General features: G+C 74.1%; 18 protein-coding genes, 1 pseudogene and 1 riboswitch. Of the genes and pseudogenes, 14 read left to right on the forward strand and 5 right to left on the reverse strand.

The features are described 5' to 3' along the window. Window positions 1–75 precede the first annotated feature (75 nt). Entirely contained in the window at window positions 76–849 is a 774-nt protein-coding gene (locus tag E2B92_RS03225) for a sortase domain-containing protein (protein WP_200836915.1), read from the forward strand. Here E2B92_RS03225 and E2B92_RS03230 read toward each other — a convergent pair. Together E2B92_RS03230 and E2B92_RS03235 are read right to left on the reverse strand one after the other, a co-directional pair. After that, entirely contained in the window at window positions 823–2070 is a 1248-nt protein-coding gene (locus E2B92_RS03230; RefSeq protein ID WP_126887039.1) for a cytochrome P450, read from the reverse strand. The genes E2B92_RS03225 and E2B92_RS03230 overlap by 27 nt on opposite strands. Beyond that, the gene (locus E2B92_RS03235; protein WP_126887040.1) at window positions 2067–2843 is read right to left on the reverse strand and encodes an alpha/beta fold hydrolase; all 777 of its coding nucleotides are present in this window, start codon (window positions 2841–2843) and stop codon (window positions 2067–2069) included. Before E2B92_RS03235 ends, E2B92_RS03230 begins: the two co-directional genes overlap by 4 nt. Window positions 2844–3062: 219 nt before the next feature. Here E2B92_RS03235 and hpnR point away from each other — a divergent pair, with 219 nt between their 5' ends. Together hpnR and E2B92_RS03245 are read left to right on the forward strand one after the other, a co-directional pair. Further along, complete coding sequence (gene hpnR, locus E2B92_RS03240) at window positions 3063–4574, forward strand: hopanoid C-3 methylase HpnR (protein WP_126887041.1); 1512 nt, start codon at window positions 3063–3065, stop codon at window positions 4572–4574. 112 nt (window positions 4575–4686) lie between these two features. Beyond that, window positions 4687–6930 carry an MMPL family transporter gene (locus tag E2B92_RS03245; RefSeq protein WP_133087379.1) on the forward strand — a complete coding sequence of 748 codons (2244 nt, stop codon included), beginning with the start codon at window positions 4687–4689 and terminating at the stop codon, window positions 6928–6930. Between the two features lie 104 nt (window positions 6931–7034). Here E2B92_RS03245 and E2B92_RS03250 read toward each other — a convergent pair whose 3' ends face one another. Then, entirely contained in the window at window positions 7035–8009 is a 975-nt protein-coding gene (locus tag E2B92_RS03250) for a S1 family peptidase (protein ID WP_312846074.1), read from the reverse strand. A gap of 357 nt (window positions 8010–8366) precedes the next feature. Between E2B92_RS03250 and E2B92_RS03255 the strand changes: the two genes are divergently transcribed. The 3 genes from E2B92_RS03255 (at window position 8367) to E2B92_RS03265 (ending at window position 12820) form a co-directional block, all read left to right on the forward strand. Further along, window positions 8367–11159: a SpoIIE family protein phosphatase/ATP-binding protein gene (locus E2B92_RS03255; protein WP_126887044.1), complete on the forward strand. Its 2793-nt coding sequence runs from the start codon at window positions 8367–8369 to the stop codon at window positions 11157–11159. Window positions 11160–11222: 63 nt separating this feature from the next. Beyond that, entirely contained in the window at window positions 11223–11840 is a 618-nt protein-coding gene (locus E2B92_RS03260) for a helix-turn-helix domain-containing protein (protein WP_126887045.1), read from the forward strand. Between the two features lie 257 nt (window positions 11841–12097). Then, the gene (locus tag E2B92_RS03265) at window positions 12098–12820 is read left to right on the forward strand and encodes a helix-turn-helix domain-containing protein (RefSeq protein WP_133087380.1); all 723 of its coding nucleotides are present in this window, start codon (window positions 12098–12100) and stop codon (window positions 12818–12820) included. Between the two features lie 146 nt (window positions 12821–12966). Here the strand turns inward: E2B92_RS03265 and E2B92_RS03270 are convergent, their stop codons facing one another. After that, complete coding sequence (locus E2B92_RS03270; RefSeq protein WP_133087381.1) at window positions 12967–14382, reverse strand: nucleobase:cation symporter-2 family protein; 1416 nt, start codon at window positions 14380–14382, stop codon at window positions 12967–12969. Between the two features lie 590 nt (window positions 14383–14972). Continuing rightward, a riboswitch (cyclic di-AMP (ydaO/yuaA leader) is annotated at window positions 14973–15139 on the forward strand. A 4-nt stretch (window positions 15140–15143) separates the two neighbouring features. Here E2B92_RS03270 and E2B92_RS03275 point away from each other — a divergent pair. From E2B92_RS03275 to E2B92_RS03305, 8 genes and pseudogenes are all read left to right on the forward strand, one after another. Further along, window positions 15144–15902 (forward strand): LysM peptidoglycan-binding domain-containing protein, encoded by a 759-nt coding sequence (locus E2B92_RS03275; protein WP_126887046.1) that lies wholly within the window; start codon window positions 15144–15146, stop codon window positions 15900–15902. A 386-nt stretch (window positions 15903–16288) separates the two neighbouring features. Next, a complete protein-coding gene (locus tag E2B92_RS03280) occupies window positions 16289–17176 on the forward strand; it encodes a peptidoglycan-binding protein (RefSeq protein WP_126887047.1) in 888 nt (295 codons plus the stop codon). Between the two features lie 116 nt (window positions 17177–17292). After that, window positions 17293–17652, forward strand: a pseudogene (locus E2B92_RS32610) (MFS transporter); the annotation flags it as partial. A gap of 109 nt (window positions 17653–17761) precedes the next feature. Continuing rightward, window positions 17762–17920, forward strand: coding sequence for a hypothetical protein (locus E2B92_RS32615; protein ID WP_160159733.1), 159 nt, complete (start codon window positions 17762–17764; stop codon window positions 17918–17920). A 348-nt stretch (window positions 17921–18268) separates the two neighbouring features. Then, a complete protein-coding gene (gene lanKC / locus E2B92_RS03290) occupies window positions 18269–20878 on the forward strand; it encodes a class III lanthionine synthetase LanKC (protein ID WP_126887048.1) in 2610 nt (869 codons plus the stop codon). A 6-nt stretch (window positions 20879–20884) separates the two neighbouring features. Next, on the forward strand, window positions 20885–21001 hold the full coding sequence (locus E2B92_RS03295) for a SapB/AmfS family lanthipeptide (protein WP_126887049.1): 117 nt from the start codon (window positions 20885–20887) through the stop codon (window positions 20999–21001). Window positions 21002–21079: 78 nt separating this feature from the next. Next, the gene (locus E2B92_RS03300) at window positions 21080–22843 is read left to right on the forward strand and encodes an ABC transporter ATP-binding protein (protein WP_235023663.1); all 1764 of its coding nucleotides are present in this window, start codon (window positions 21080–21082) and stop codon (window positions 22841–22843) included. Next, window positions 22840–24621 carry an ATP-binding cassette domain-containing protein gene (locus E2B92_RS03305; protein WP_126888747.1) on the forward strand — a complete coding sequence of 594 codons (1782 nt, stop codon included), beginning with the start codon at window positions 22840–22842 and terminating at the stop codon, window positions 24619–24621. The genes E2B92_RS03300 and E2B92_RS03305 overlap by 4 nt, the downstream gene beginning before the upstream one ends. On the opposite strand, the gene E2B92_RS03310 is transcribed toward E2B92_RS03305, so the two are convergent. After that, the gene (locus E2B92_RS03310) at window positions 24551–25156 is read right to left on the reverse strand and encodes a response regulator transcription factor (RefSeq protein WP_126888746.1); all 606 of its coding nucleotides are present in this window, start codon (window positions 25154–25156) and stop codon (window positions 24551–24553) included. The two genes, E2B92_RS03305 and E2B92_RS03310, sit on opposite strands and share 71 nt — an antisense overlap. Window positions 25157–25172 lie beyond the last annotated feature (16 nt).

The raw sequence follows: 25172 nt of genomic DNA on the forward strand, positions 1-25172 counted from the left end.
GGGGGCTATCCAGGGAACAGGTGTCCGGTTTACGTTGGTGTGACCGACCCGTCCCTGACACCCCACCGGAAGTCCATGCTCACGGTCCGCACCGCCTCCGCCGCGCTCACGAGCGCCCTCGTCATCGCGCTCGTCGGATGCGCCGCCGGTGGCAGTGGCGCCGCCGAGCGCCCCGCGGCGGCCCCCGCCCCGGCCGCGCCCACCGCACCGGCCTCCGCGGCCGCCGTCGCCGATCCGGCACCTGCCGGGCCCGTGGCCCCCAGGGCCCCCGGGACCCCCGCGGCACCCGCCGCGCCCTCCCCCGACCCGGCGCCCGCCGAGACGGCCCGTACCCGGACCGCCGTGCTGGCCATCCCCGCCATCGGTGTGGAGGACCTGCGGGTCGTGCCGTACAAGGGGACGACCGACGACTGGCCGGGGACCAGGATCCAGGACCGGGGCGTGGCCGCCAGCCCGTACGGGAAGGGCGGCGGCGCCGGGCCCGGTGAGGTCGGCAACTACCTGGTCACCGCCCACCGCCTCTCGGCCGGCGGCCCGCTGCGCGACCTCCCGGCCCTCGACGTGGGCGAGTCGGTCTTCGTCACGTCGGGCGGCACGGTCCACGAGTACCGGATCACCGAGACCCGCCAGACGTCCTTCCGCTCCGCGCGCTCCCTCGCCGAGCAGCGCGCCCCGGTCCCGGGCAAGCCCGGCCAGCGGCCGGTCAAGGCGATGATCACCGTCTCCACGTGCGCGACGCCCGAGGACGACGCGGCGGGCAATTTCTGGCGGGACGCCAAGGGCAACCCCGAGCACCGCATCGACAAGATCGGGGTGCTGGTCTCATCCGAGAAGGCGCAGGGGCAGTGACTTCAGGCCGTTGATGAAGTTCGACACCAGGCGCCGGGGCGGCCCCGCGGGTTCGTAGGGCGGCAGCACGCGCAGCGCCTCCTCGTGCAGCACCCGCAACTGGAGCCGGGCGAAGTGGGCGCCCAGGCAGACGTGCGGGCCGTCGCCGAACGACACGTGCGGATTGGGCGAGCGGGCGAGGTCCAAGCGGTGCGGGCCGGCGAAGACCCGTTCGTCATGGTTGGCGGAGGCGTGGAAGACCACCACCTTGTCGCCCCGGCGCACCCGCCGCCCGTGCAGGAGGCACTCCTCGGCGGCCGTGCGGCGGAAGGTCAGTACGGGAGGGTGCACCCGCAGCAGCTCCTCGACGGCGGTGGTGACGGCGAACTCCCCCGCGCGCAGTCGGTGTTGTGCGTCGGGGTGGGCGGCGAGAGCGGACAGCCCGCCGGGGGCGGCACTGCGGACCGTGTCGTTGCCGGCCACGGTGAGCAGGAAGAAGAACATCTCCAGCTCCCCCTCGGCGAGGTCCGCGTGGGCGAGCGAGGTCATCACGTCGTCGCCGGGGTGGTCGCGCTTGTGGGCCGCCAGACCGCGGGCGTAGGCGAACATCTCCGAAAGCTGGGCGGGCGAGCGGGGGTTGAGCGGCCTGCCGTCGGCACCGAGCACCGGCGGTTCGTCCGGGTCCTGGTACGCGATGACCCGCTCGGTCCAGGTGTGCAGCAGCCCCCGGTCGGCGCCCGGCACGCCCAGCAGGTCGGTGAGGTTGAGCAGGGCGTACTCGTCGGTGACGGCGCGCACCGCGTCGGTGGTGCCGTCGCCGTCACGGGCGGCGGCGTGTGCGGCGGTGAGCAGCTCGCGGGCCCGCCGCCGGACGGTGGCCTCGAAGCGGTCGGTACGGCGCGGGGTGAAGGCCCGGCTGACCAGGCGCCGGAGCCGGGCGTGGCCGGGCGGGTCCTGATTGAGCATCATCCGGCGGATGAAGGGCAGGTCGGCCGGGTCGGGGTCGCGGATCTGCGTGGCGCCCAGGCAGGACGAGAAGGTGCGGGCGTCCTTGAGCACGCGGACGACGTCGCTGTGCCGGGTCACCGCCCAGAAGCCCGGCCCGGCGGGCCAGCCACGCACCTCGTACTCGTCCTGCCAGGCCACCGGGTGGTGGTCGCGCAGCTCCCGGTAGGCGTCGTGCGGGAGGCCGCGCGCGTACAGGCGGGGGTCGAAGACGTCCGGCGGCGGGGGAACGCTCACGCGGGGCCGTCCGCGCGCAGGAAGTCCTCCACGACGCGCAGGAGCTCCAGCGGTGTCTCGTCCATGGCGTAGTGGCCGGCGCGGGGCAGTTCGGTGACCCGTCCCTTGGGGTAGCAGCGCAGCCACGTCCCGCGCATCAGGTCGGCGCCGAGCGCCGGGTCGAGCGCGCCGACCACGGCGAGGGCGGGTACGTCGCTGCCCTGGACCTCGGCGTGGAAGTCCTCGGTCGCCCAGGAGTCGAGCCAGGCGCGGAACGCCGTGGCGTCGCTGCGTTCCAGGGAGCGGCGCACCATGCGGTCGAGCCAGGCGCCGGGCCGGTCGCCGCCGGTGGTGACGTCGATGATGGCGCGCCGGTTGCCGGGGTTCTCGGCGGCGCCGGCGAACAGCTCCCACTGCTCGGGCGGCATCAGCAGCCCGGCCGCCGGGACCGGGGAGATGCCGACGAGCCGGCGGACCCGGCCGGGGGCGGCGGCCAGGACGCGCTGGGCGACGCTGCCGCCCATGGAGTGCCCGACGACCGAGAACCGGTCCCAGCCGAGCCGGTCGGCGAGGGCGAGCAGGTCCGCCGCGGCCACGGCGGTGGTGTACGGGCCGGGGGCGTCCTTGGCCTCGCCGTAGCCGCGCAGGTCGACGACGGCGTAGCTGAACGCGTCGCGGTCGAGGTCGTCGAGGAGCGGTACGTAGGCGGTGCGGTCGGCGAACCAGCCGTGGACGGCGAGGACCGGGTGGGGCCCGTCGCCGATCCGCTGGTGGGGCAGGGTGAAGGGGGCCATGGTCGCTCCGTTCGGGAGGGGACGGCCGGACGGGTTCACCTTGGCGGCTGCCCGGCCGTGCCACAAGAGCGCCGCCCGTGCGCGGGCGGGCTGCCGGAGGGGGCCCGCGGCGGGTCGTGCGGCGTCCCCGGCCCCGGCGTGCCTCCCCCACGGAATACGGCCAAAGGGGCAGAAATGGTTCACGTAGCTGCCCTGTGCCGCCGTCGGCTGGAGACTGAGATGCGCGTGATGCTGGTTCACCCGAGTGCCCTGATGTACTCGGAGATCTTCCTGCGGCTGGAGCCACTGGGGCTGGAACGGGTGGCCGCGGCGGCGCGGGACGCCGGTCACGAGGTACGGGTGGTGGACCTCCAGGTGCTCTCGCGCGCCCTGCTCGACCGGGAGCTGGAGTCGTTCGCTCCGGAGGCGGTGGGCATCTCGCTCAACTATCTGGCCAACATCCCCGAGGCGATCGAGATCGCCCACCACGCCAAGGCCGCCTCGCCGGGCTGCTTCGTCTTCCTGGGCGGCCACAGCGTCTCGTTCATCGCCGAGCACGTGCTGGAGCAGGCCGAGGGCGCGGTCGACGCGGTCGTCCGCGGTGAGGGCGAGCCGGCCGTGGAACCGCTGCTGGCCGCGGTGCGCGACGGCGGACTGAAGGACGTGCCGGGCGTGGTGTGCGCGGAGGGACGCGGCCCGGCCCCCAAGCTGCTCGACACCCTCGACAGCCCCCGGCCGGCCCGTGATCTGATGCGCAGGCGCAACCGCTACTTCATCGGCGAGCTGGACCCGTGCGCCTCGATCGAGTTCACCCGGGGCTGCCCCTGGGACTGCTCGTTCTGTTCCGCGTGGACGTTCTACGGGCGCAGCTACCGCAAGGCGTCCCCCGAGGCGGCGGCGGAGGAGATGGCGTCGATCCGGGAGCCGAACGTGTTCATCGTGGACGACGTGGCCTTCATCCGCCCGGAGCACGGCGAGGGCATCGCCGCCGAGCTGGAGCGGCGGCGCATCCGCAAGCAGTACTACCTGGAGACCCGCAGCGACGTCCTGCTGCGCAACGAGGAGGTCTTCGCCCGCTGGACGCGCCTGGGCCTGCGGTACATGTTCCTGGGCATGGAGGCGCTGGACGCGGAGGGGCTGGACCTCTACCGCAAGCGGGTGAGCCCGGACGACAACTTCAAGGCCCTGGAGACGGCCCGCAGGCTGGGCATCATGGTGGCCATCAACCTGATCGTCGACCCCGCCTGGGACGCGGAACGCTTCCGCCTGGTACGGGAGTTCGCGCTCTCCGTCCCCGAGATCGTGCACCTGACGGTGATGACGCCGTACCCGGGCACGGAGATCTGGCACACCGAGTCGCGCCAGCTCACGACCCGCGACTACCGGCTCTTCGACATTCAGCACGCCGTCGTGCCGACCGCCCTGCCGCTGGAGGAGTTCTACCGGGAGCTGGTGCGCACCCAGGCCGTGCTGAACCGCAAGCACCTGGGGCTGAGCAACGCCATCGGCGCCCTGGGGGTGCTGGGACGCACGCTGGCCCGGGGCCAGACGAACTTCGCGCGGATGCTGTGGAAGTTCGGCAGCGTCTACAACGTGCGGCGCCAGATGGCCGACCACCGGCGGCCCGTGCGGTACGAGCTGCCACTGCCCAGGCACAGCGCGACCCCGCCCGGCCGCCAGGACCTGTTCATCCACACCCGGGCCGCGTCGCACGCGCGTCCGCAGGCCGACCCGGAGCCCGACGGGGTGTGACCCCTCCGCGTTTCCGCCGTCCGAGTACACCCGCCGGGTCGCGCCGCCCGTCCCGGCGGCCCGTGTGCAAGGTTGAGCAGTCCGAGCCACAGCGGAGGGTGAGGAGACACATGTGCGGTCCGGCATCGTGAAGCGGCGCGCGCGTGTCCTGCCCGCCGACCCGCTGGGCGCCCTCGCCGGGCTGGTGCTGCGCTTCCCCGTCCGTACGCTGGTCGTGACCGGCTGCACGCTGCTGCTCGCGGCGGTGGCGGCGGTGGGCGTCGGTGAGAACCTCTACCACGGCGGCACGACACCGCCGGGCGCCGAGTCGGCACGGGCCGACCACACGCTGACCACGGCGTTCCGCAGCGGGAGCCCGACGGTGACGCTGGTGGCGACGACCGGCGCGTCGGTGGACGATCCGGCGGCGGTGCGCGCCGGGACGCGGCTCGCCGAGCGGGCGCGGCGGCTGCCGAAGGTGGTGGAGGTCCGCGCGTACTGGCCGCACCGCCCCGCCGCGCTGCGCGGCCGGGACGGGCGGGCGGCGCTGGTGCTGCTGCGGGTGGCGGGCGGCGAGGCGACGGCCCACAAGGACGTGGAGCCGCTGCTGCGGGAGCTGACGGGCCGCCACGGTCCGCTGACGGTCGCCGCGACCGGGCAGACACCGGTGGGGCTCGCCATCGAGCGGCAGAGCCGGCAGGACCTGCACCGTACGGAGCTGCTGGCCGCGCCGCTGACGGCCGCCATCCTCGTCGTCGTCTTCGGGAGCGTCGTCGCGGCGGGCCTGACGCTGCTGGTGGGCCTGTGCGCGGTGGTGGGCGCCGCCGCGTTCCTGAGCGGGCTGTCCGGGCTGACGACCGTGTCGGTGATCGCGCTGAACCTCACCACCGCGCTCGGCTTCGCGCTGGCGGTCGACTTCAGCCTGTTCATGCTGGCCCGCTACCGGGAGGAGCGGGCGCGGTACCGCGAGGAGAGGGACCCGGGCGAGGCCACCCACCAGGCACTCCTCGCCACGGTGTGCAGCACGGGCCGCACGGTGGTGTGCTCGGCGCTGACCGTGATCGGCAGCCTGGCGGCCCTGCTGCTGTTCCCGCTCGACATGCTGCGTTCGGTGGCGTACGGCGGCATCGCCGTGGTGGCGCTGAGCGCCCTGCTCGCGATCACCGCCCTGCCCGCGGCGCTCCTCCTGCTGGGCCCGCGGATCGACGCGCTGTCGGTGCACCGCCGCCGGTCCTGGGCCGTCCCGGACGGCGGCCGCTGGTACCGCCTCGCGTACGGGGTGATGCGCCGCCCCGTGCCGGTGGTCCTGGTGCTGGGCGTCCTGCTGACCGCGCTGGTGCTGCCGTTCACGGGTGCCCGGTTCGGCACGTTCGACGACCGGGCGCTGCCCGCCGGTTCGGCGACGCGCCAGGCGACGGAGACGGTGCGCCGGAATTTCGACCACCACGCGCTCAGCCCCGTGCAGGTGGCGCTGCCGGGTCTGGACGCCCGCGCGGAGGCCGCCGCGCTGGAGGGTTACGCCCGGCGGCTGTCCGGGCTGGAGCACGTGACCCGGGTGGAGACGGCGACGGGGACCTACCGGGAGGGCCGGCGGGTGGGGCGCCCCGAGCCGGGGCACGGCTACGCGTCGGCGGCGGGGGTGTGGGCGGCGGTCGTCACGGACGTCGGCCCGGAGACACCGGAGGGGGCGCAGGTGGTACGGGCGGTGCGGGCGGTGTCCTCGCCCGTGCCGGCACTGGTGGGCGGCACGCAGGCGTGGCTGGCCGATCTGGGGGACGCCATCCGGGGCGGGGTGGTGCCGGCGCTGTCGTTGATCGCGGTGGTGACGCTGCTGTTGCTGGGGTGGTGCACGCGCAGTGTGGTGCTGCCGGTGAAGGCCCTGGTGCTCAATGTGCTGAGCCTGAGCGCCACGTTCGGTGTGATGGTGTGGGTGTTCCAGGAGGGGGCCCTGGCCGGCCGGCTCGGCGGTTTCACGGCCACGGGGGTGACCGACACCGTCGTCCCCGTGCTGGTGCTGTGCGTGGCGTTCGGGCTGTCGATGGACTACGAGGTGCTGCTGCTGTCGCGGACCGTGGAGGAGCACGAGGCGGGCGCCTCGACGCGGCAGGCGGTGGCGCGGGCGGTGCAGCACACGGCCGGTCTGTTCACGGCGTCCGCGCTGGTGGTCATCGTCGTCATGGCGGCGCTGGCGGCGTCGGGGCTGCTGCTGCTGAAGGTGGTGGGGGTGGGCCTGGCCGTGGCGGTGTTCGTGGACGCCACGGTGATCCGGCTGCTGCTGGCGCCCGCCCTGATGGCGCTGCTCGGCCGGGCGAACTGGTGGGTGCCCGCGGTGCGGCCCGCCCTCCCGTCCGCCCCGTACGTGCCGGTGAAGAGGTAGGAGGGGCGGGCGCACCGGACGCCGTGCGGGACCGGCGGGTGACGCGCCGTCCCGGCCGGTCCCGCGCGGCCGCCGCGCGGGACCGGCTGGTGGGGGGTGAGGCGTCAGCCGTTGCCGAGGGTGGCGCCGACCGCGGCGAGGGCGGTCGTCACGGGCTGGAAGAAGGTCTCGCCGCCCACGTCGCAGTTGCCGCTGCCGCCCGAGGTGAGGCCGATGGCGTCCCCCTGGCGGGTGAACAGGGAGCCGCCGCTGTCGCCGGGCTCGGCGCAGACATTGGTCTGGATGAGCCCGGTGACGGTGCCCTCCGGGTAGTTCACGGTGGCGTTCAGGCCGGTGACCTGTCCGTCCCGCAGCCCGGTGGTGCTGCCCATGCGGAACACCTGCTGTCCGACCGCCGCCTCGGCGGCCTGGCCGATGGGGAGTTTCTGGCCGCCGCCCACGTCCACGACGCTCGGTGCCTCGGCGGCGGGGTCGTCGTAGGTGACGAGGCCGAAGTCGCCCTCGCCGGGGAAGACGCTCTCCTGCACCGTCCCGAGCTGTTGGCCGTTCTCGTCCGCCCACTCCTGGGAGGCGGCCGTGCAGTGCCCGGCGGTGAGGAATCCGCTGCGTCCGTCCTGGGTGGTGACGTTGAATCCGAGCGAGCAGCGCGACCCGCCGCCGAAGATGGCGTCGCCGCCGTCGACGAACGGTTTGAACTCGCCCTTGGACTTCTGGATGCGGGCCATGCCCTGGCCCAGGGACGTGACCGCCGACTCCAGTCGGTCCCAGCGCTCACCGGTGACCGTGCGGTCGGCGGTGACGAGGACCTGGTTCGTCCGCGGGTCGACGGCCCAGGCCGTGCCCGGGATGCCGGCCTTCTGCGACAGGGTGCGCGTGGCCGCCGTCAGCTCGCCGGTGCTGTTCTCCACGGGCCGGGCGACCGCGCCGGCCTCCTGGACCCGGCGGTTCTGCGCGTCGTCGCCGCCGGCCACGTTGACGACGAGCTGCCGTTTGGCCGCGTCGTAGTACGCCCCGCCGTAGGAGTCGCCCAGGGACTGGCCGAGTTGCCGGGCCACCTGTGCGGCGGACGCGGCGCTCATCGTCTTGGCGGTGAGAGGGGCCGGCCGGGTCCCGGACTGGGAAGCATTGGCGTTGGGCAGCAGGATCGCCGCCGCGGCAATGCCGACCGCCCCGGCTCCTGCGAGGACGGCTTTTCGCTTGGGTATGCGCCTGTGACTCAACTCCGCTGCTCCTGCTGGTGGTTCGGACTCCGGATGCCGTCGGCAACCGGGGGACGCGTCCGCCCGTTGGTACGCGCGTGGTGCCGGTTGCGTTCAGCGGGCGGGGAAAACGTCCGGCCCGGGTGGGCCGCCGTGCGCGCCGGGCCGTGACGCTCCGTGGCCGCCGTGGGCCCGCGCGGGTCGCTCCCCGTGAGGATGCAGTGCTAGAAATGGGACATGAGCGGACGTCTCGGACGGACCAGGCGGGCGTCGGGCCGCCCGTCCCCGGGACGCGCGCCGAGGGCTCCGCACCGGCTCCACCCCGGGATGGCACGGCGCCCGCGGCAGGAGGGAGTGCGCTCCCTGCTGGGCGTGCGGACCGTCGCCGGCCAGGTGCTGCTCCTGCAGATCCTGGTCGCGGTGCTGCTGATCACGGCCGCGGTCACAGGGCTGGCGTTCCAGGCGCGGTACGACAGCGAGCGGGACGCCCAGAACCGGTCGCTCGCGGCCGCCCAGTCCTTCGCCGAGGCCCCCGGTGTCGCCACGGCACTGAGGGCCGCCGACCCGACGGCGGCGCTCCAGGAGTCGACCCGCAAGGCCAAGGAGGGCTCCGGACTGGACTTCATCGCGGTGATGACGCCGGACGGGGTCCGCGTCGCCGACAACGATCCGACCCTGATCGGCAGGCGCGCCGAGCAGGTGGAGCGCGCCGCGGCGGGCTCCGCGTTCACCGAGATCTTCGAGGGGGCCCCGAACGACGCGGCCCGGGCCGTGGTGCCCGTCATCGACTCCGGCGGCACGGTCGTCGGCCTGGTGAGCGCGGGCGTCTCGATCGAGAACGTCGGCGACGCGGTCAACCGCCACCTGCCGGTGCTCCTGGGCTCGGCCGGCGCCGCGCTGGCGCTGGCGGTGGGCAGCTCGGCGCTGGTGAGCCGGCGGCTGCGGCGCCAGACGCGCGGCCTCGGCCCCACCGAGATGACCCGGATGTACGAACACCACGACGCGGTGCTGCACGCGGCCCGCGAGGGGGTGCTCATCATCGGCGACGACGGGCGCCTGACGCTGGCCAACGACGAGGCGCGCCGCCTGCTGGAGCTGCCGCCGGACGCGGAGGGGCGCCATGTCACGGGCCTGGGCCTGGACGCGGGCATGGCGGAGCTGCTGGCGTCGGGCCGTACCGTCACCGACGAGGTGCACCTGGCGGGGGATCGTCTGCTCGCCGTCAACACCCGGCCGACGGCGCCCTACGGCGGGGCGTCCGGCACGGTGGCGACGCTCCGGGACACCACCGAGCTGCGTGCGGTGTCCGGGATGGCGGAGGTGGCCCGCGAGCGGCTGAAGCTGCTGTACGAGGCGGGCGGGCGGATCGGCACGACGCTGGACGTGGTGCGGACGGCGGAGGAGCTGTCGGAGGTGACGGTCCCCCGGTTCGCCGACTTCGTGACGGTGGAGCTGCTCGACCCGGTGCTGCGCGGTGAGGAGCCGGCGGGCGCGCACACCGAGATGCGGCGTACGGCGGTGAGCGGCATCCGCGACGACCACCCGCTGCAGCCGGTGGGCGACCTCATCCGGTTCGCCGTCCCGACCACGCCGATGGCGGCGGCGCTGGCGAGCGGGCACGCGGTGCTGGAGCCGGACCTGAACGTGGCCCACGGCTGGCGGGCGCAGGACCCCGCCGGGGCGGACCAGGCACTGGCGTACGGCATCCACTCGCTGGTGACGGTGCCGTTGCAGGCGCGGGGCGTGGTGCTGGGGATGGCCAACTTCTGGCGGGCCGAGCGTGCCGAGCGGTTCGAGGAGGACGACCTGGCCTTCGCGGAGGAGCTGGCCGCCCGGGCCGCCGTGGCCATCGACAACGCGCGTCGCTTCACCCGCGAGCACGCCATGGCCGTCACCCTCCAGCGGAGCCTGCTGCCGAGGGTCCTGCCGGAGCAGGGGGCGCTGGACATCGCGTACCGCTACCTGCCCGCCCAGGCCGGGGTGGGCGGCGACTGGTTCGACGTGATCCCGCTGCCCGGGGCGCGGGTCGCCCTGGTGGTGGGTGACGTGGTGGGGCACGGGCTGCACGCGGCCGCCACGATGGGCCGGCTGCGGACGGCGGTGCACAACTTCTCGGCGCTGGACCTGCCGCCGGACGAGCTGCTGGGCCACCTCGACGAGCTGGTGTCCCGGATCGACCAGGAGGAGGGGGCCGACGGCGACGGGGACGGCATCACGGGCGCCACCTGCCTGTACGCCATCTACGACCCGGCGTCGGGCCGGTGCAGCGTGGCGACGGCCGGGCACTTCGCGCCGGTGCTCGTGCGGCCGGACGGCACCGTGGACTGCCCGGAGGTGCCGGTCTTCCCGCCGCTGGGCCTGGGCGGCCTGCCGTTCGAGACCGCCGAGCTGGACCTGCGCGAGGGGAGCCGGCTCGTCCTGTACACCGACGGGCTGATCGAGCACCGCCACCGCGACCTCGACACCGGCCTGCGGGTGCTGCGGGACACGCTGGCCGGGCACCCGGACCGGACGCCGGAGGAGACGTGCCAGGCCGTTTTCGGCGCCCTGCTGCCGGCTCACCGCCGGGACGACATCGCGCTGCTGGTCGCCCGCACCAACCTGCTGGACCGGGCCCGGGTCGCGGACTGGGACGTGCCCCCCGATCCGTCGGCCGTCGCCCGGGTGCGGGCCGCGTGCGGCCGGCAGCTCGAGGAGTGGGGGCTGGACGACCTGGGGTTCACCACGGAGCTGATGCTCAGCGAGCTGATCACCAACGCCATCCGGTACGGCTCCGAGCCGATCCACGTGCGGATGCTGTACGAACGCTGCCTGATCTGCGAGGTGTCCGACGGCAGCAGCACCTCCCCGCACCTGCGGCGGGCGGCCACGACCGACGAGGGCGGGCGGGGACTGTTCCTGGTGTCCCAGCTCGCCGAGCGGTGGGGCACCCGGTACACGCCCACGGGGAAGGTGATGTGGACCGAGCAGTCCCCCGGCACGGAGCCCCGGCAGCCGATGGAACTGGTGCTGGACGACGTGTCGTGGTGAGGAGTGTTCCCGGAAACGGCAACGTTCTTTGCCGCTTGTGGACGGCTGGTGGTTAATGGGCGCGTGGAAGAACGGGAAGAACACCAGGACGCCATCGCCCGCACGCTCTCCGAGGTGGGCCCGCGCCTGCGGCGCATCCGTACCCGGCGCGGCGTCACCCTGACCGCGCTCGCGGAGGCCACCGGCATCTCCAAGAGCACCCTGTCCCGCCTGGAGTCCGGTCAGCGCCGGCCGAGCCTGGAGCTGCTGCTGCCCATCGCCCAGGCCCACCAGGTACCGCTCGACGAGCTGGTGGGCGCGCCCGAGGTGGGCGACCCGCGCGTGCGCCTCACGCCCAGGACCGTGCACGGCAACACCACGGTGCTGCCGCTGACCCGCCAGCCGGGCCCGCAGCAGGCGTACAAGATGATCCTCCCGCCCGACCGGAACACCCCGCAGCCCTGCACCCACGAGGGCTACGAGTGGCTGTACGTGCTGTCCGGGCGGCTGCGCCTGGTCCTGGCCGACCACGACCTGGTGCTGGGCTCGGGCGAGGCGGCCGAGTTCGACACCCGGGTGCCGCACTGGTTCGGCAGCACGGGGGACGGAGCCGTGGAGGTGCTCAGCCTCTTCGGGCGTCAGGGCGAGCGGATGCACGTACGCGCGCGGCCCCGGAGCGCGGAGCCGTCCCCGTCGCCGTGACCCTCCGGAGCCGGGTGTCCGACTACCGGCCGGGAGCTTCCGGCCAGCGGACGATGATCCTTCGATCAGGGCAGGAATGAACCCGTTCATCCCATCATTGCTCCTTGAAACACGCGTTACACCTTGCTATCGAAGGGAAAGTTGGCCATTTGCACCACTCGGCCATCTGTTAATCTGCCCGCTCCTGGATGTTCGTCCAGCGGTTCCCTCTCCCCCAAGCGCCCTGCGCTCGCCGGGTGCAGCGAGGTGTCTCATTCGTGTACAGCACTCCGTTCTCCGCCGCAGAGGCCCGGGCGGCGCGGGCCCGCATGGGCCTGAGCACCGCCCAGGTGGCGCACTCCATGGCGGCGTGCGGTGTCCCGGTCCACCCCGGCCTGGTCGCCGCGTGGGAGCACGGCTCCCACGTCCCCTCGGAGCCGCAGCTCTTCGCCCTCGCCGATGTGCTGTGGTGCTCGGCGACCACGCTGATGGGCGTCGAGCCGCGGACCCTGGCCGAACACCGGCTGGCCCGGCAGCTCGGCGTGGAGCGGCTGGCCCACCGGATCGGGATGGACCCGGCGGAGTACCGGAAGGCGGAGGCGGCCCAGTTCTGGGACGGTGACCTGCGGCAGACCAGGGCCCTGGTGGAGGCGCTCGGCCTGTCGCTGCGCAAGCTGGTCGGGATCATGGGCCGGGGCGAGGAACTGGCCCGGCACCTGCGCTCGGCCGTCGAGGGCCGCTGGAAGGCCCATGTGGCGCCCGTGGCGGAGATCGTCGTGGTGAACGAGACCCTGGTGGGCGACGCGCTGCGCACCATGCACGCCGAGTTCGCCGAGTTCTCCGAGCGCTACATGGGCCACCTGGTGGCCCGCAACGACGACGCCCGCCTCAAGGAGGTCGCCGCCGAGCGCTCGGCCTACCTCCACCGGCTGACCGACCACTTCTGGGAGCTGATCGGCGACGTGGGCGACCGGGCCCCGTTCGACGCGACGGGACACTGAGCCCGCCCACGGGGCGCCGGGCCCGTCCCCGGAGCGCCGACCACGCCCCGGGGCGCCGGGCCCGTCCGTGCGCCCGCCCCCGGGCCGGAGTCGGCGGCCGTCCCGGGGGCGGGCGGGGGCGGGGGCGCCGCGGGGCGCCGTCCGGGTCAGCGCGTCGCGGCGCCGACCGGCGGCGGCGTGCCGTCGTCCTCGTAGTCCTCCCAGTCGATCTCCATCGCCTTGCGCCGGGAGAACGCGTGGAAGAACAGGTTCAGCGCGATCGCCGTGAGGCCGCCCAGGGTGATGCCGCTGTCGAGGACCGCCCGCACGTCGGCCGGCATGCGGTCGAAGAACGGGGCGACCGTCGTGGGCAGCAGGGCGGCGCCCAGGCTGACGGCGAGGATCAGCGCGTTGCGCTCCTCGCGCAGGTCGACCTTGCCCAGGATCTGGATGCCGACCGTGGCGACCATGCCGAACATCGCGATCGCCGCGCCGCCCAGCACCGGATGGGGAACGGCGGCGACCAGGCTCCCGGCCTTCGGCAGCAGCCCGAGCACGATCATGAAGACGCCCGCGGCGACCACCACGAAACGGCTCATCACCCGGGACATCCGGACAAGTCCGATGTTCTCCGCGAACGCCACATACGGGAAGGAGTTCAGCACGCCGCCGAGGACGGTCGCCACGCCGTCGGCGCGCAGCGCCCGGGTGACGGTGTCGCTGTCGACCTTCTTGCGGGTGATCTCGCCGATCGCGTACACATCACCGGTCGTCTCGACCATCGTGATCAGCATGACCACCACCATGGCGATGACGGGCAGGAGTTCGAACTTCGGCATGCCGTAGTGGAAGGGCGTGCTGACGCCGAACCAGTCGGCGTCCTTGACGGCGCCGAAGTGCGCGTCGCCGAGGAGCCAGGCGACGGCGGTGCCGGCGACGAGCCCGATGAGGACCGCGAGGCTGCTCAGGAACGGCTTGCCGACGCGGACCACGGCCAGGATGAGCAGAAGCGTGCCGAGGGCGTACGCGAGGTTCTTCCCGGAGCCGTACTCGGGCTCCCCCATGAGGTGCGCGCCACCGGCCGCGTCCTGGAGGCCCACGGGTATCAGGGTCATGCCGATGATGGTGAGGATCGTGCCGATGACGATCGGCGGGAAGTACTTCACCAGCTTCCCGAAGAAGGGCGCGAGGAGGAACGTCGCGATGCCGGCCGTGATCACCGCGCCGTAGACCACCAGCAGGCCGGCCGTGCCGCCGCCCGCGCCGATGCCGATGGCGACCATGGGTGAGACGGCGGTGAAGGTGACGCCCTGGACCAGGGGCAGCCGGGCGCCGACCTTCCAGACGCCGAGCGCCTGGATGATCGAGGCGATGCCGCAGGTCAGCAGGTCGGCGTTGATCAGGTAGACCAGTTCCTCCCGGGAAAGCCCGAGGGCGTTCCCGAGGAGTACGGGGACGATGACCGCCGCCGCGTAGAACGCGAGGATGTGCTGGAAGCCGTAGAGGGTGAGTTTGGGGAGGGGAAGAAGCTCATCGACGGGATGCGTCTGCTTCCCGGAGTGCTGCCGGGAGACTCGTGCCATCTCTGCCTTGCCTTCGCGAGGTAGGTGAATGAGAGAAGGGGCCAACGCCTCGAGTCCCGGATGACAGGACGAGGGCTCGCCGGCCCGTACGGAGCCGACGTCTGGCGGAGTTGCCGACATCACGTCGCCCTGCACTGCAATGTGCGCCCTGGTTGACAGGACATCCTTCGATCGGACTGACCAGGACCGTTTTGTCCTGCGATCCAGAGGGGGAGCCGATCGGGGCGCTCACCTTAGTTCACGCCTCGCATTCCTCGCGAGTAACCGGCGGTCCCACCCGTCACCGAGGCCATTGCGTCCCATTTTCTCCCGTATGGGGACTTTCGCAGTTATGACTGTCTCACCCATATCCAGGCGCACATAGGCGACTTGTCGGTGCATCGCACCGCCGCGTGACAAGAATCACCGCCCTCTACGGCTCCCGCCCTGTCCCGCCGGCCTTGTTTTGGCTTTTCAGCAGCAAAGTTGATGGGCCGTCATACGTTCGGGAAAGAGTCGGCGGGTGGAATTCCAGCCTTGTTCCGCGCGGCTCCTCTCGCTTACGGTCACCCTCAATCCGGACGGACCGCCGAATCCTGCCGCCGCCCGGAGAATCGCACCCACCCACTCACGTACGCACGGCAGGAGCGGGGGAACCAGGTAAGCCGCCGTTTCCGGAGACCACCGGGGACGGCTCGGGGTGAAGCCGCGCCGACACGCGGCCGGGCATCTCCAGCCCGAACCCGACAGCTCACCTCGCAGGCGACGGAGAGGAATCCGCCATGCCCGCAAAGGGTAAGCACCGCCGCCCCAAGAACAATCCGCTCGCCCGCCGTTTCGTCGCCGCGGGAACGGGCGGCGCCGCGCTCGCGCTCCCCATGCTCGGTGCCACCGCCGCCGAGGCCGCCCCGAGCGCGGCGCAGGCGGTCACCACCGCCGTGACCGCCGCACCGGCCGCCGCCAAGAAGGCCGCCCCTGTCACGTACACCGTGGTCGCGGGCGACTCCCTCTCCAAGATCGCGAGGGAGCACGGGGTGAGCGGCGGCTGGAAGAAGCTGTACGAGGACAACCGCGAGACCGTCGGTGCCGACCCGTCCCTGATCCGCCCGGGCCTGAAGCTGACGATCGGCGCCAAGGCCCCGGCCACGCGGGCTGCGGCCCCGGAGCGGGCCGACCGGTCCGCCGAGCGGAAGGCCGCACCGGCCGCCGTCAAGACGTACCCGGACAACCTCGACGGCTGGATCCGTGAGGCCCTGGACATCATGGCCCGCCACAACATCCCCGGCAGCTACGACGGCATCCACCGCAACGTCATGCGCGAGTCCTCGGGCAACCCGTTCGCGATCAACAACTGGGACATCAACGCCATCAACGGCACGCCCTCCAAGGGCCTGCTCCAGGTGATCGCGCCGACCTTCGAGGCGTACCACGTGCCCGGGACGGCCAAGGACGCCTACGACCCGGTCGCCAACATCGTCGCCGCCTGCAACTACGCGGCGGACCGGTACGGCTCCATCGACAACGTCAACGGCCCGTACTGACCGGACCCCTCCACTCCCCCGCCGGGGCCGGCCGCACACCCGCGGCCGGCCCCGGCGGCGTTGTGCTCCCGGCGTTGCACAAGGCGGCGCGCCGGGCCTGCCGGAGTACGGCCGGTTTCCCACCACGGGCGGACCGAAACGGCGCCTTGACCCTGGTGCGCGCGCCGAACCAGACTCGCCCACAGGCACTCGTGCAGGAGCCGCGAGCAGACGCCCGAGCCCATGACTCCGCGAGACCGAAGGTCCCATGGGACGGGCGACGGGGGAGGGCGCGCGGAGCGCGGCCACATTTTCCATGATCCACGCAGGTGAGCTCTCCCCAGGGGCCGGTGCACCGGTGCAGGAAGGGAACCGACGGAGCATCCCCACCGGAAGGGAGCACCACCATGGCGACTCCGCTGTCCGCCTCCCAACTGCTCAGGGTCCTGCGTGACGAGGGCCTGAAGGTCGTGGAGCACCGGAGCTGGCGTACGCACAACCGCAATCACAAGGGCCCGTGGGGACCGGTGCACGGGGTGATGATCCACCACACCGTCACCTCGGGCACCCAGAACTCCGTGAACCTCTGCTACGACGGCTACGCGAGTCTGCCGGGGCCGCTGTGTCACGGGGTGATCGCCAAGGACGGCTCGGTCCACCTCGTCGGCAACGGCCGGGCCAATCACGCGGGGCTCGGCGACGACGAGGTCCTGCGCGCGGTGATCGACGAGCGCGCGCCGCTGCCCGCCGACAACGAGGCCAACACCGACGGCAACCGGCACTTCTACGGCTTCGAGTGCGTCAACCTCGGCAACGGCAGCGACCCGTGGCCGGCCGCGCAACTGGAGGCGGTGGAGAGGGCGGCGGCCGCGCTCTGCCGGGCACACGACTGGTCGGACCGCTCGGTGATCGGGCACAAGGAGTGGCAGCCGGGCAAGACAGACCCGCGCGGATTCACCATGGACGCGATGCGCGGCCGGATCAGACAGCGGCTCGGCGGGCAGCCGGGCGGACCGGCCGGGCCGCCCGCGCCGAAGCCCCCGGTGTCCTACGAGCCGTTCCCCGGCGCCGCGTTCTTCGCGCCGGGCCGGCGCAGCCCGGTGATCACCGCCATGGGCAGGCGGCTGGTGGCGGAGGGCTGCGGACGCTACGAGGTCGGCCCCGGGCCCGAGTGGAGCGAGGCCGACCGGAGGTCGTACGCCGCGTGGCAGCGCAAGCTGGGCTACACGGGCGCCGACGCCGACGGCACCCCGGGCAGGGCCAGTTGGGACAGGCTGAAGGTGCCCAACGTCTGACGCCCGCGCCCCCGGTGCCCGCGCTCAGGAGTGGCGGCCGTGGGCGCCGGGGGTGTGGCCGAAGGCACGGTGGGAGACGTCGATGAAGCGGGGGTCGGTGGGGGCGGTGGACGGGCCTGTGCGGGGCGGCGCTGCGGTCGATGGGGCCGCCCGGCGCCGCGGCGGCCGCCTCCGGGCCGGGGCGGGCCGACGCCGGGCGGGACGACCGGGTCTCCTTCGCCGGACTGTCGGGCGCCGTGGTGTGCGGCTCGGTGGTGTTCGTCGGCCTGAGCGCCTTCCTGCCGCTGTACGCGGCCGGGCGCACGGGCGGCGGGGGCGCGGCCGGCACGGTGGCGCTGACCGTACTGCACCTGGGGGGCGGTCGGCGCGGTGCTGGGGGGCACCTCGCCACCCGGTTCGGCCGCCTTCCCGTGGTCCGGTGGTCCCGCGCCCTGACGGTCCCGGCCGTGGCCGGTGTCGTGCTGGTGCCGGGTCCGGAGCCGGCGGTGGGCGGGCTGCTGCTGCGGGGGCTGCGGGAACCCATTGCATACCTATGCAAAGGATGACAATATGGCCATACCGCGCTTTACCGAGGAGTTCCACCGAATGGCCCACGAAGCCGACCCGACTGCTCCCACCCCCTCCCTCCGCGTCGACATCTCCCGTGCCCGTGACTGCCACGACTGCGGCGAGTGGGGCACCGTGATCGACACCCACGGCCATGACCGGCCGTGCCCCACCTGCCAGCGCCCCGGCCGGACGTGACCACCCGACGAACCGTCAGGAAACTTCTCCCTTACGGGAATTGGCTGCGCGCACCTGTGCCGGGACCGGTCCCGCCGAGGCCCGACTCCGCCCAGAACCCGGCGAGTCGTCCACCCCGCCCACCGGCTCGGCCGCGCCGCGGGCCCTGACGGAGTCACGGCCCGGCGATGCGATTTTCACGCCCATCGGGTGACACGCGGTGGTGTTCCCGGGCGCCCGAGTCTGCCATCGTCGCTGCTGAGGCGGTGCCACAGCGGCATCGGAACGGACCTTCCCTCCGCATCCGCGCCGCGCAGGGTGACACCACCCGGTTCACGGGCCCGACCGGTCCCGGGACGGGAGGAACTGGTGGACAAGCGCTACGAGGCCTACTGCCTGATGGACGCGGACTTCTACGACGCACCCGGCCGTGCCCAGGGCGGTGACACCGCGTTCGCCCAGGCCACACGTCCCGCTCCCGCCACCTGGCGGCGCTCGGAGGTCGACGAGTGGGTCGTGCTCCGGCCCGACGGCGTCCCCCTCCCCCTCCAGGGCTGGAAGATCCACGTCTCCGCATGTCTCGACGACGCGGCACAGATCCTCGCCGACGTATGGGACTACTGCCTCCCGCGCAGGATCGCCTTCAAGTTCCTGCCCAGCAGGGACGTGCTGCTCCTCGCCAACGCCAAGTACGCGCACCGCGGGTCGAGCGGCAAGTTCATGACGATCTACCCCTCCGACGAGGCCGCGCTGGAGCGGGTGCTCACCGAACTGGGCGCCGTCCTCTCCGGCCGCCCCGGCCCGTACATCCTCAGCGACCTGCGCTGGGGCGAAGGACCCCTGTACGTCCGGTACGGCGCCTTCGCCGAGCGGTACTGCGTCTCCGAGGACGGTGAGGTGCAGCTCGCCATCGAGGACGGCGAGGGCCGGCTGGTGCCCGACGTCCGGGGGCCGACCTTCCAGGTGCCCGACTGGGTGGAGCTGCCCGGCTTCCTCGCCCCGCACCTGGCGGCGCGGGGCGCCGGGGCCGCGCTCGCCGGTCTGCCGTACCGCTTCGACAGCGCCCTGCACTTCTCCAACGGCGGCGGCCTCTACGCCGGCGAGGACCAGCGCACCGGGGAGCGGGTGGTGCTGAAGGAGGCCCGGCCGTACGCGGGATTGACGGCCGACGGCCGTGACGCGGTCGCCCGGCTGACCAATGAGAAGGAAATCCTGGAACGGCTGCGCGGCCTCGACTGCGTACCCGCGCTCCACGACCACTTCGTCCGGGCGGAGCACCACTTCCTGGTCGAGGAGTTCGTCGAGGGCACCGAGCTGGAGCACCTCTTCGTCGACCGCTTCCCCCTCGTCGGGCCGCGGACCGACGACGCGGCGCTGGCCCGGCACACCGCCTGGGCCCTGGACGTGTACGAGCGGGTGGAGCGGGCCGTCACCGCCGTCCACGACCGCGGCGTGGTCATCGGGGACCTCCAGCCGTCGAACATCATGGTCCGGCCCGACGGGCGCGTGGTGCTGATCGACTTCGAGGGCGCGGCGGACGTGGCGGAGGGGCGGCGCCAGATCCTCGGCACCCAGGGGTTCACCGCACCCCGTGAGCGGCGGGGCTTCGCCGTCGACGCGTACGCCCTCGCCTGCCTGAAGATCTTCCTCTTCCTGCCGCTGACCGGTCTGTTCGGCCTGGAGCCCGGCAAGGCGGCACAGCTCGCCCGGGAGGCGGCGCGCACCTTCCCCGTGCCCCGCTCCTTCTTCGACGACGCGGTGCGGACCCTCACGGCCGGCGCCCCGGCGCCGGTGGGCGCCGAGCCCCGGCTGCGGCCCGACCGCGACGGCTGGGCACAGGCCCGGGCGTCGCTGGCCGGAGCCATCCTCGCCGAGGCCACACCCCGGCGGGACGACCGGCTCTTCCCCGGCGACATCGAGCAGTTCGAGACGCCGGGCGGCGGGCTGGGCCTCGCGTACGGCGCGGCCGGAGTGCTGTACGCGCTCGACGTGACCGGCGCCGGACGCCACCCCGGGCACGAGGAGTGGCTGATCGGGCGGGCCATGCGCCCCGAGCCGGGCACACGGCTCGGCTTCTACGACGGGCTCCACGGCGTCGCCTGGGCACTCGACCACCTCGGCCACCGGCACGAGGCGCTGAAGGTGCTCGACCAGTGCGCGGGCGAGCACTGGCAGGAGCTCGGCCTCGACCTCCAGGGCGGGCTGTCCGGCATCGGCCTGAACCTGCTCCACTTCGCGTCGGTCACCGGCGACCCGGCCCTCCACGACGCGGCCGTGCAGGCCGTGGAGGCCGTCGCCGCCCGGCTCGGACCGGTCGACGCCGTACCGGAGACCAGCGGCGGCGCCCACCCGTACGCCGGGCTGATGCGCGGCTCGGCGGGACCCGCGCTGCTCTTCCTGCGGTGGTACGACCGCACCGGCGAGCCGGTGCTCCTCGACCTCGCCGAGACGGCACTCCGGCAGGACCTGCGCCGGTGCCTCGTGCGCGAGGAGGGCGACATGGAGGTCAACGAGGGCTGGCGGACGATGCCGTACCTCGCCGACGGCAGCGTGGGCATCGGCCTGGTCCTCGACGACTACCTGGCGCGCCGCCACGACGACGGGCTCGCCGGGGCGTCGGCCGCCATCCGGCGGGCCGCCCAGGGCGGGTTCTACATGGAGCCGGGCCTCTTCGACGGCCTGGCCGGCATGATCCTCCACCTCGCCCGCGCGTACCCGCCCGGCACGGCGGCCGACCGCGACCCCGTCGTCGCCGAGCACATCCGCCGGCTGGCGCGCTACGCGGTGGTGCGCCGGGGCCGGCTGACGTTCCCGGGCGAGCAGTTGCTGCGGCTCTCCCTCGACCTGGGCACCGGGAGCGCCGGTGTGCTGCTGGCGCTCGGCGCAGCGCTCCACGACGCACCCGTGCACCTGCCGTTCCTCGGAACGGCCCCGAGCCACGTAAGTCCCCGTCCCCACGAAGTTGCAGAACGGAGGTGACACCACATGACGATCCTCGACCTGCAGGGCATGGAAACCAGGCACCACGGCAAGCCCAGGAGGAGCGGCGCCAGCAAGTACTGCGGCGGCGGCGCCAGCAGGCTCAGCCTGTTGCTTTGCTGAACCGGACCGGGGCGAGGACGCCCACGGCGTCCCCGCCCCTTTCGCATGCTCGGGCACGTGTACGTACGGGAGAGGCCCATGGACCGACGCGGCGCGGACCGCCTGCTGCTGAAGGCGGCGCGGCGGGGCGGACCCTGGGTGCCCGTCATGCTGGCGACCGCGCTGCTGCTCGCCGGTGTCTACACGGTGCTGCCGGCCCTGATGGGCCGCACGCTGGACGCCGTGCTCAGTGGGGGCGACGTCGCCCTGTGGCTGTCCCTGAGCGTCGCCGCGATCGCGCTGCTGATGGTGTGCGACATCGCCGACGACCTCGCGGGCAAACTGGCCGAGGCGCGTTCCGTCGCCTGGCTGCGCCGCACCCTGCTCGGCGCCGTCCTGGGCCTGGGCGTGCGCGCCACGCGCCGCTTCACGGCCGGGGACCTGGTGAGCCGGCTGGTCGGCAACACCGCCCGGACCGGGCAGGTGGCGTCGACCCTGGTGTGGGCGGTCATGGACCTGGTGCCCCCGCTCGGCGCGGTCGTCGCCCTGGCGCTGATCGACCCCTGGCTGTGCCTCACCTTCCTGGTGGGGCTGCCCGTCGTGCTGTGGCTGGTGCGCACCTTCGTCCGCGACGCCTCCGACATCAACGAGCGCTACTTCGACACGCAGGGCCGGCTGGCCGCCCGGCTGGTGGACGCCCTGGCCGGCATCCGGACGATCACCGCCGCCGGGACGCTGGACCGGGAGGTGCGGCGTGTGCTCGGCCCGCTGCCGGAGCTGCGCCGGCACGGGTCGGGGATGTGGCGGGCCCTGGCGCGGGTGTCGTCGCGGGAGGCGCTGGCCGTCCCGCTGCTGGAGGTGGCCGTGCTGGCGGTCGCGGGCCTGGAGCTGGCGCGCGGCCGGATCACCCCCGGTGAGGTGCTGGCGGCCGGCGAGTACGTGGCCCTGGCCACCGGGATCAGCTCCCTGGTGTCGTCGGCCCACCGGCTGGCCCTCGCCCGGGCGACCGCGGGCCGGGTCCGTGAGGTGCTCGCCGAGCCGCCGGTGGCGTACGGAGCCGGGGAACCGCCCGACGGGCCGGGGCGGCTGGAGTTCCGGGGCGTCACCGTGCGCGGGGCGGGCGGGGAGGCCGTCCTGGCGGACCTGTGGCTGACCGTCCCGGGAGGCGCCCTGGTCGCGGTCGCGGGGCCCTCCGGGTCGGGCAAGTCGCTGCTGGCCGCGCTGGCGGGGCGGCTGCTGGACCCCGACGAGGGCGAGGTGCTGCTGGACGGCGTGCCGCTGCGGCGCCTCGGCCGGACGGCGCTGCGGCGATCGGTGGCGTACGGGTTCGAGCGGCCGGTGCTGCTGGGTGAGACGTTCGCCGACGCGATCGCCCTGGGGGCGCCGCGGGCAGGCCCGGAGGAGGTGGCCCGGCAGGCGGCGGCGGCGCGGGCGGACGAGTTCGTCCGGCGGATGCCGCACGGCTACGCGACGCGGCTCGCCGACGCCCCCGTCTCCGGCGGCGAGGCGCAGCGGGTGGGCCTGGCGCGGGCGTTCCTCCAGGCGGGGCGCGTGCTGGTGCTGGACGACGTGGCCGCCAGCCTGGACACCGTGACCGAACACCACATCGGCCGGGTGCTCACCGGCACCGGCGCCCTGGCGGGCCGCACCCGTCTGGTGGTGACGCACCGGGCCTCCACGGCCGCCCGGGCGGACTTCGTCGTCTGGCTGGACGCGGGGCGCGTGCGCGGCCGGGGCACGCACGGGGAGCTGTGGTCGGAGCCCGCGTACCGGGCCGCGTTCCAGCCGGAACCGTCCGGTGCGGCGTCCGGCGCCGCGGGTGCGGGGGTGCCGCGGACCGCGGCGGCGGAGGGGCCGGCGTGAGGGGGCGGGCCTCAGGGCTGCTGCTGGCGTCGCTGCGCAGGCGGCGCGGGGCGTTCGTGCGGCTCACGGGCTGGTCGCTGCTCCAGGGCGTGCCGGCGTTCCTGTCCGGGTGGGCGGTCGCACGGGCCGTGGACGACGGCTTCCTCGCCGGCCGGACCGGGACCGGGCTGGCGTGGCTGGGGGCGCTGGCGGCGGCCGTGGTGGTCGGGGCGTGGGCGACGCACCATGCCACGCTCGTGCTGTCCGCCGTCGTGGAACCGCTCCGGGACGAGCTGGTCACGCTGGTCGCCTCGGGCACGCTGCACCGGTCGGCGCGGGCGGGGCGTCCGGCCGACACGGCCGGGGTGGCCCGGCTGACCGAGCAGGTGGAGATCGCCCGGGAGGCGTACGGCGCGGTCGTGATGTTCGTGCAGGGTTTCGTGGTCACGGTGGCGGGGGTGCTGCTGGGCCTGGCCGCGCTGGACCCGGCGCTGCTGGTGTTCGTCCTGCCCCCGCTGTTCGCGGGCCTGGTCCTGTTCGCCGTGGCGCTGCGGGCGCTGGCCGCGCGCCAGCGGGCGGTGGTGCTGGCCGACGAGCGCATGGCCGAGAGCGTCGGCGCGGTGACCGGCGGGCTGCGGGACGTGGTGGCGTGCGGCGCCGAGGACGTCGTACGGGAGCGGACCGGTGAGCGGATCGAGGCGGCGGCCGGGGCCACCCGGGCGCTGGCGCGGGCGACGGCGCTGCGCACCGCGTCGCTGGGCGTGGGCGGCTGGCTGCCCCTGCTGCTGCTCCTGGCCGGGGCGCCGTGGCTGGTGCAGCGCGGTGTGACGGCGGGCGCGATCCTCGGTGCGGTGACGTACGTGTCGCAGGGCCTCCAGCCCGCGTTGCAGGGTCTGGTCCAGGGCGTCGGCGGCAGCGGGCTGTGGCTGCTGGTCACCGTGGGCCGGATCGCCGAGGTGGGCGGGCCCGCCGGGGCCGCCGGGCCGCCGGGTCGCGAGCCGGGTGCGGCGGCGGCGCCGCGCGGGTCGGGCGTGGAGCTGGCCGGGGTGACGTTCGGGTACGCCCGTTCGGCCGAGCCGGTGATCGACGGGCTGGACCTGGTGCTGCGGCCGGGTGAGCACCTGGCCGTCGTGGGGCCCAGCGGGGCGGGGAAGTCGACGTTCGCCGCGCTGCTGGCGGGCGTGCTGGAACCGGCCGCCGGGCAGGTGAGGCTGGGCGGCGTACCCGTGCGGAGCCTCCCCGCGGGCGGGCTCGCCCGCCACCGGGTGCTGATCCCGCAGGAGGCGTACGTGTTCGCCGGGACGCTCGGGGAGAACCTGACGTACCTGGAGCCCGGTGCGGGCCCCGCGGCGGTGGACGCGGCGGTGGACGCGGTCGGCGCCCGCGCGCTGGTGGACCGCCTCGGCGGGTACGGGGCGCCCGTCGACCCGCAGGCGCTGTCGGCCGGGGAGCGCCAGCTCATCGCGCTCGTACGGGCCTATCTGCCGCCCGCCGGGCTCGTCGTGCTGGACGAGGCGACGTGTCACCTCGACCCGGCGGCCGAGGCGTGCGCGGAGGAGGCGTTCGCCCGCCGCCCGGGCACGCTGGTCGTGTGCGCGCACCGGATCAGTTCGGCGCTGCGGGCGGACCGCGTCCTGGTGCTGGACGGTGCGCGGGCGGGGCTGGGCACGCACGAGGAGCTGCTGGCGGGCTCGGCGCTCTATCGCGACCTCGTGGGCCACTGGGAGGTCACAGCCAGCCCGACTCCCGAGCGATCCGGATCGCGTCGATCCGGTTCCGCGCTCCGATCTTCCGGGTGATCGCCGACAGGTGGTTGCGCACCGTGCCCACGGACAGCGACAGCCGGTCGGCGATCTCCATGCCGGGGGTGCCCTCGGCCGCGAGCCGCAGCACCTCCCGCTCGCGCGGGGTCAGCGGGTTCTCCACGGCGTCGAGCACTTGCAGGGCCAGGTCGGGGTCGATGTACCGCTGCCCGCCCACCACCTTGCGGATGCCCTCGACCAGCCGGTCGGGGGGCCCGTCCTTGCCGATGAGGCCCGGCGGCCGCAGGGAGAGCACCCGGCGCAGCCGCTCCAGCGTGGGCGCCCCGGCCACCAGCAGGGTGCGGCACTCGGGCAGCCGTTCGCACAGTTCGCCCGCGGTGGCGAGCGCCCGGTCCTGGTGCGCGTCGACGTCGATGACGACGACGTCGGGGCGGTACGACAGGGCCCTGGCGAGGATGTGCCCGTTCCCGCCGGACTCGGCGACGACCTCCATGTCGTCCTCGCGGGTCAGGACCGCGGCGAGCGCCCCGCGCAGGAGCCCGTTTTCCTCGACGAGAAGAACACGGATCACTGGCACTCCCCTGCGG

Source organism: Streptomyces sp. WAC05374 (assembly GCF_004353505.1).
GTDB lineage: Bacteria > Actinomycetota > Actinomycetes > Streptomycetales > Streptomycetaceae > Streptomyces.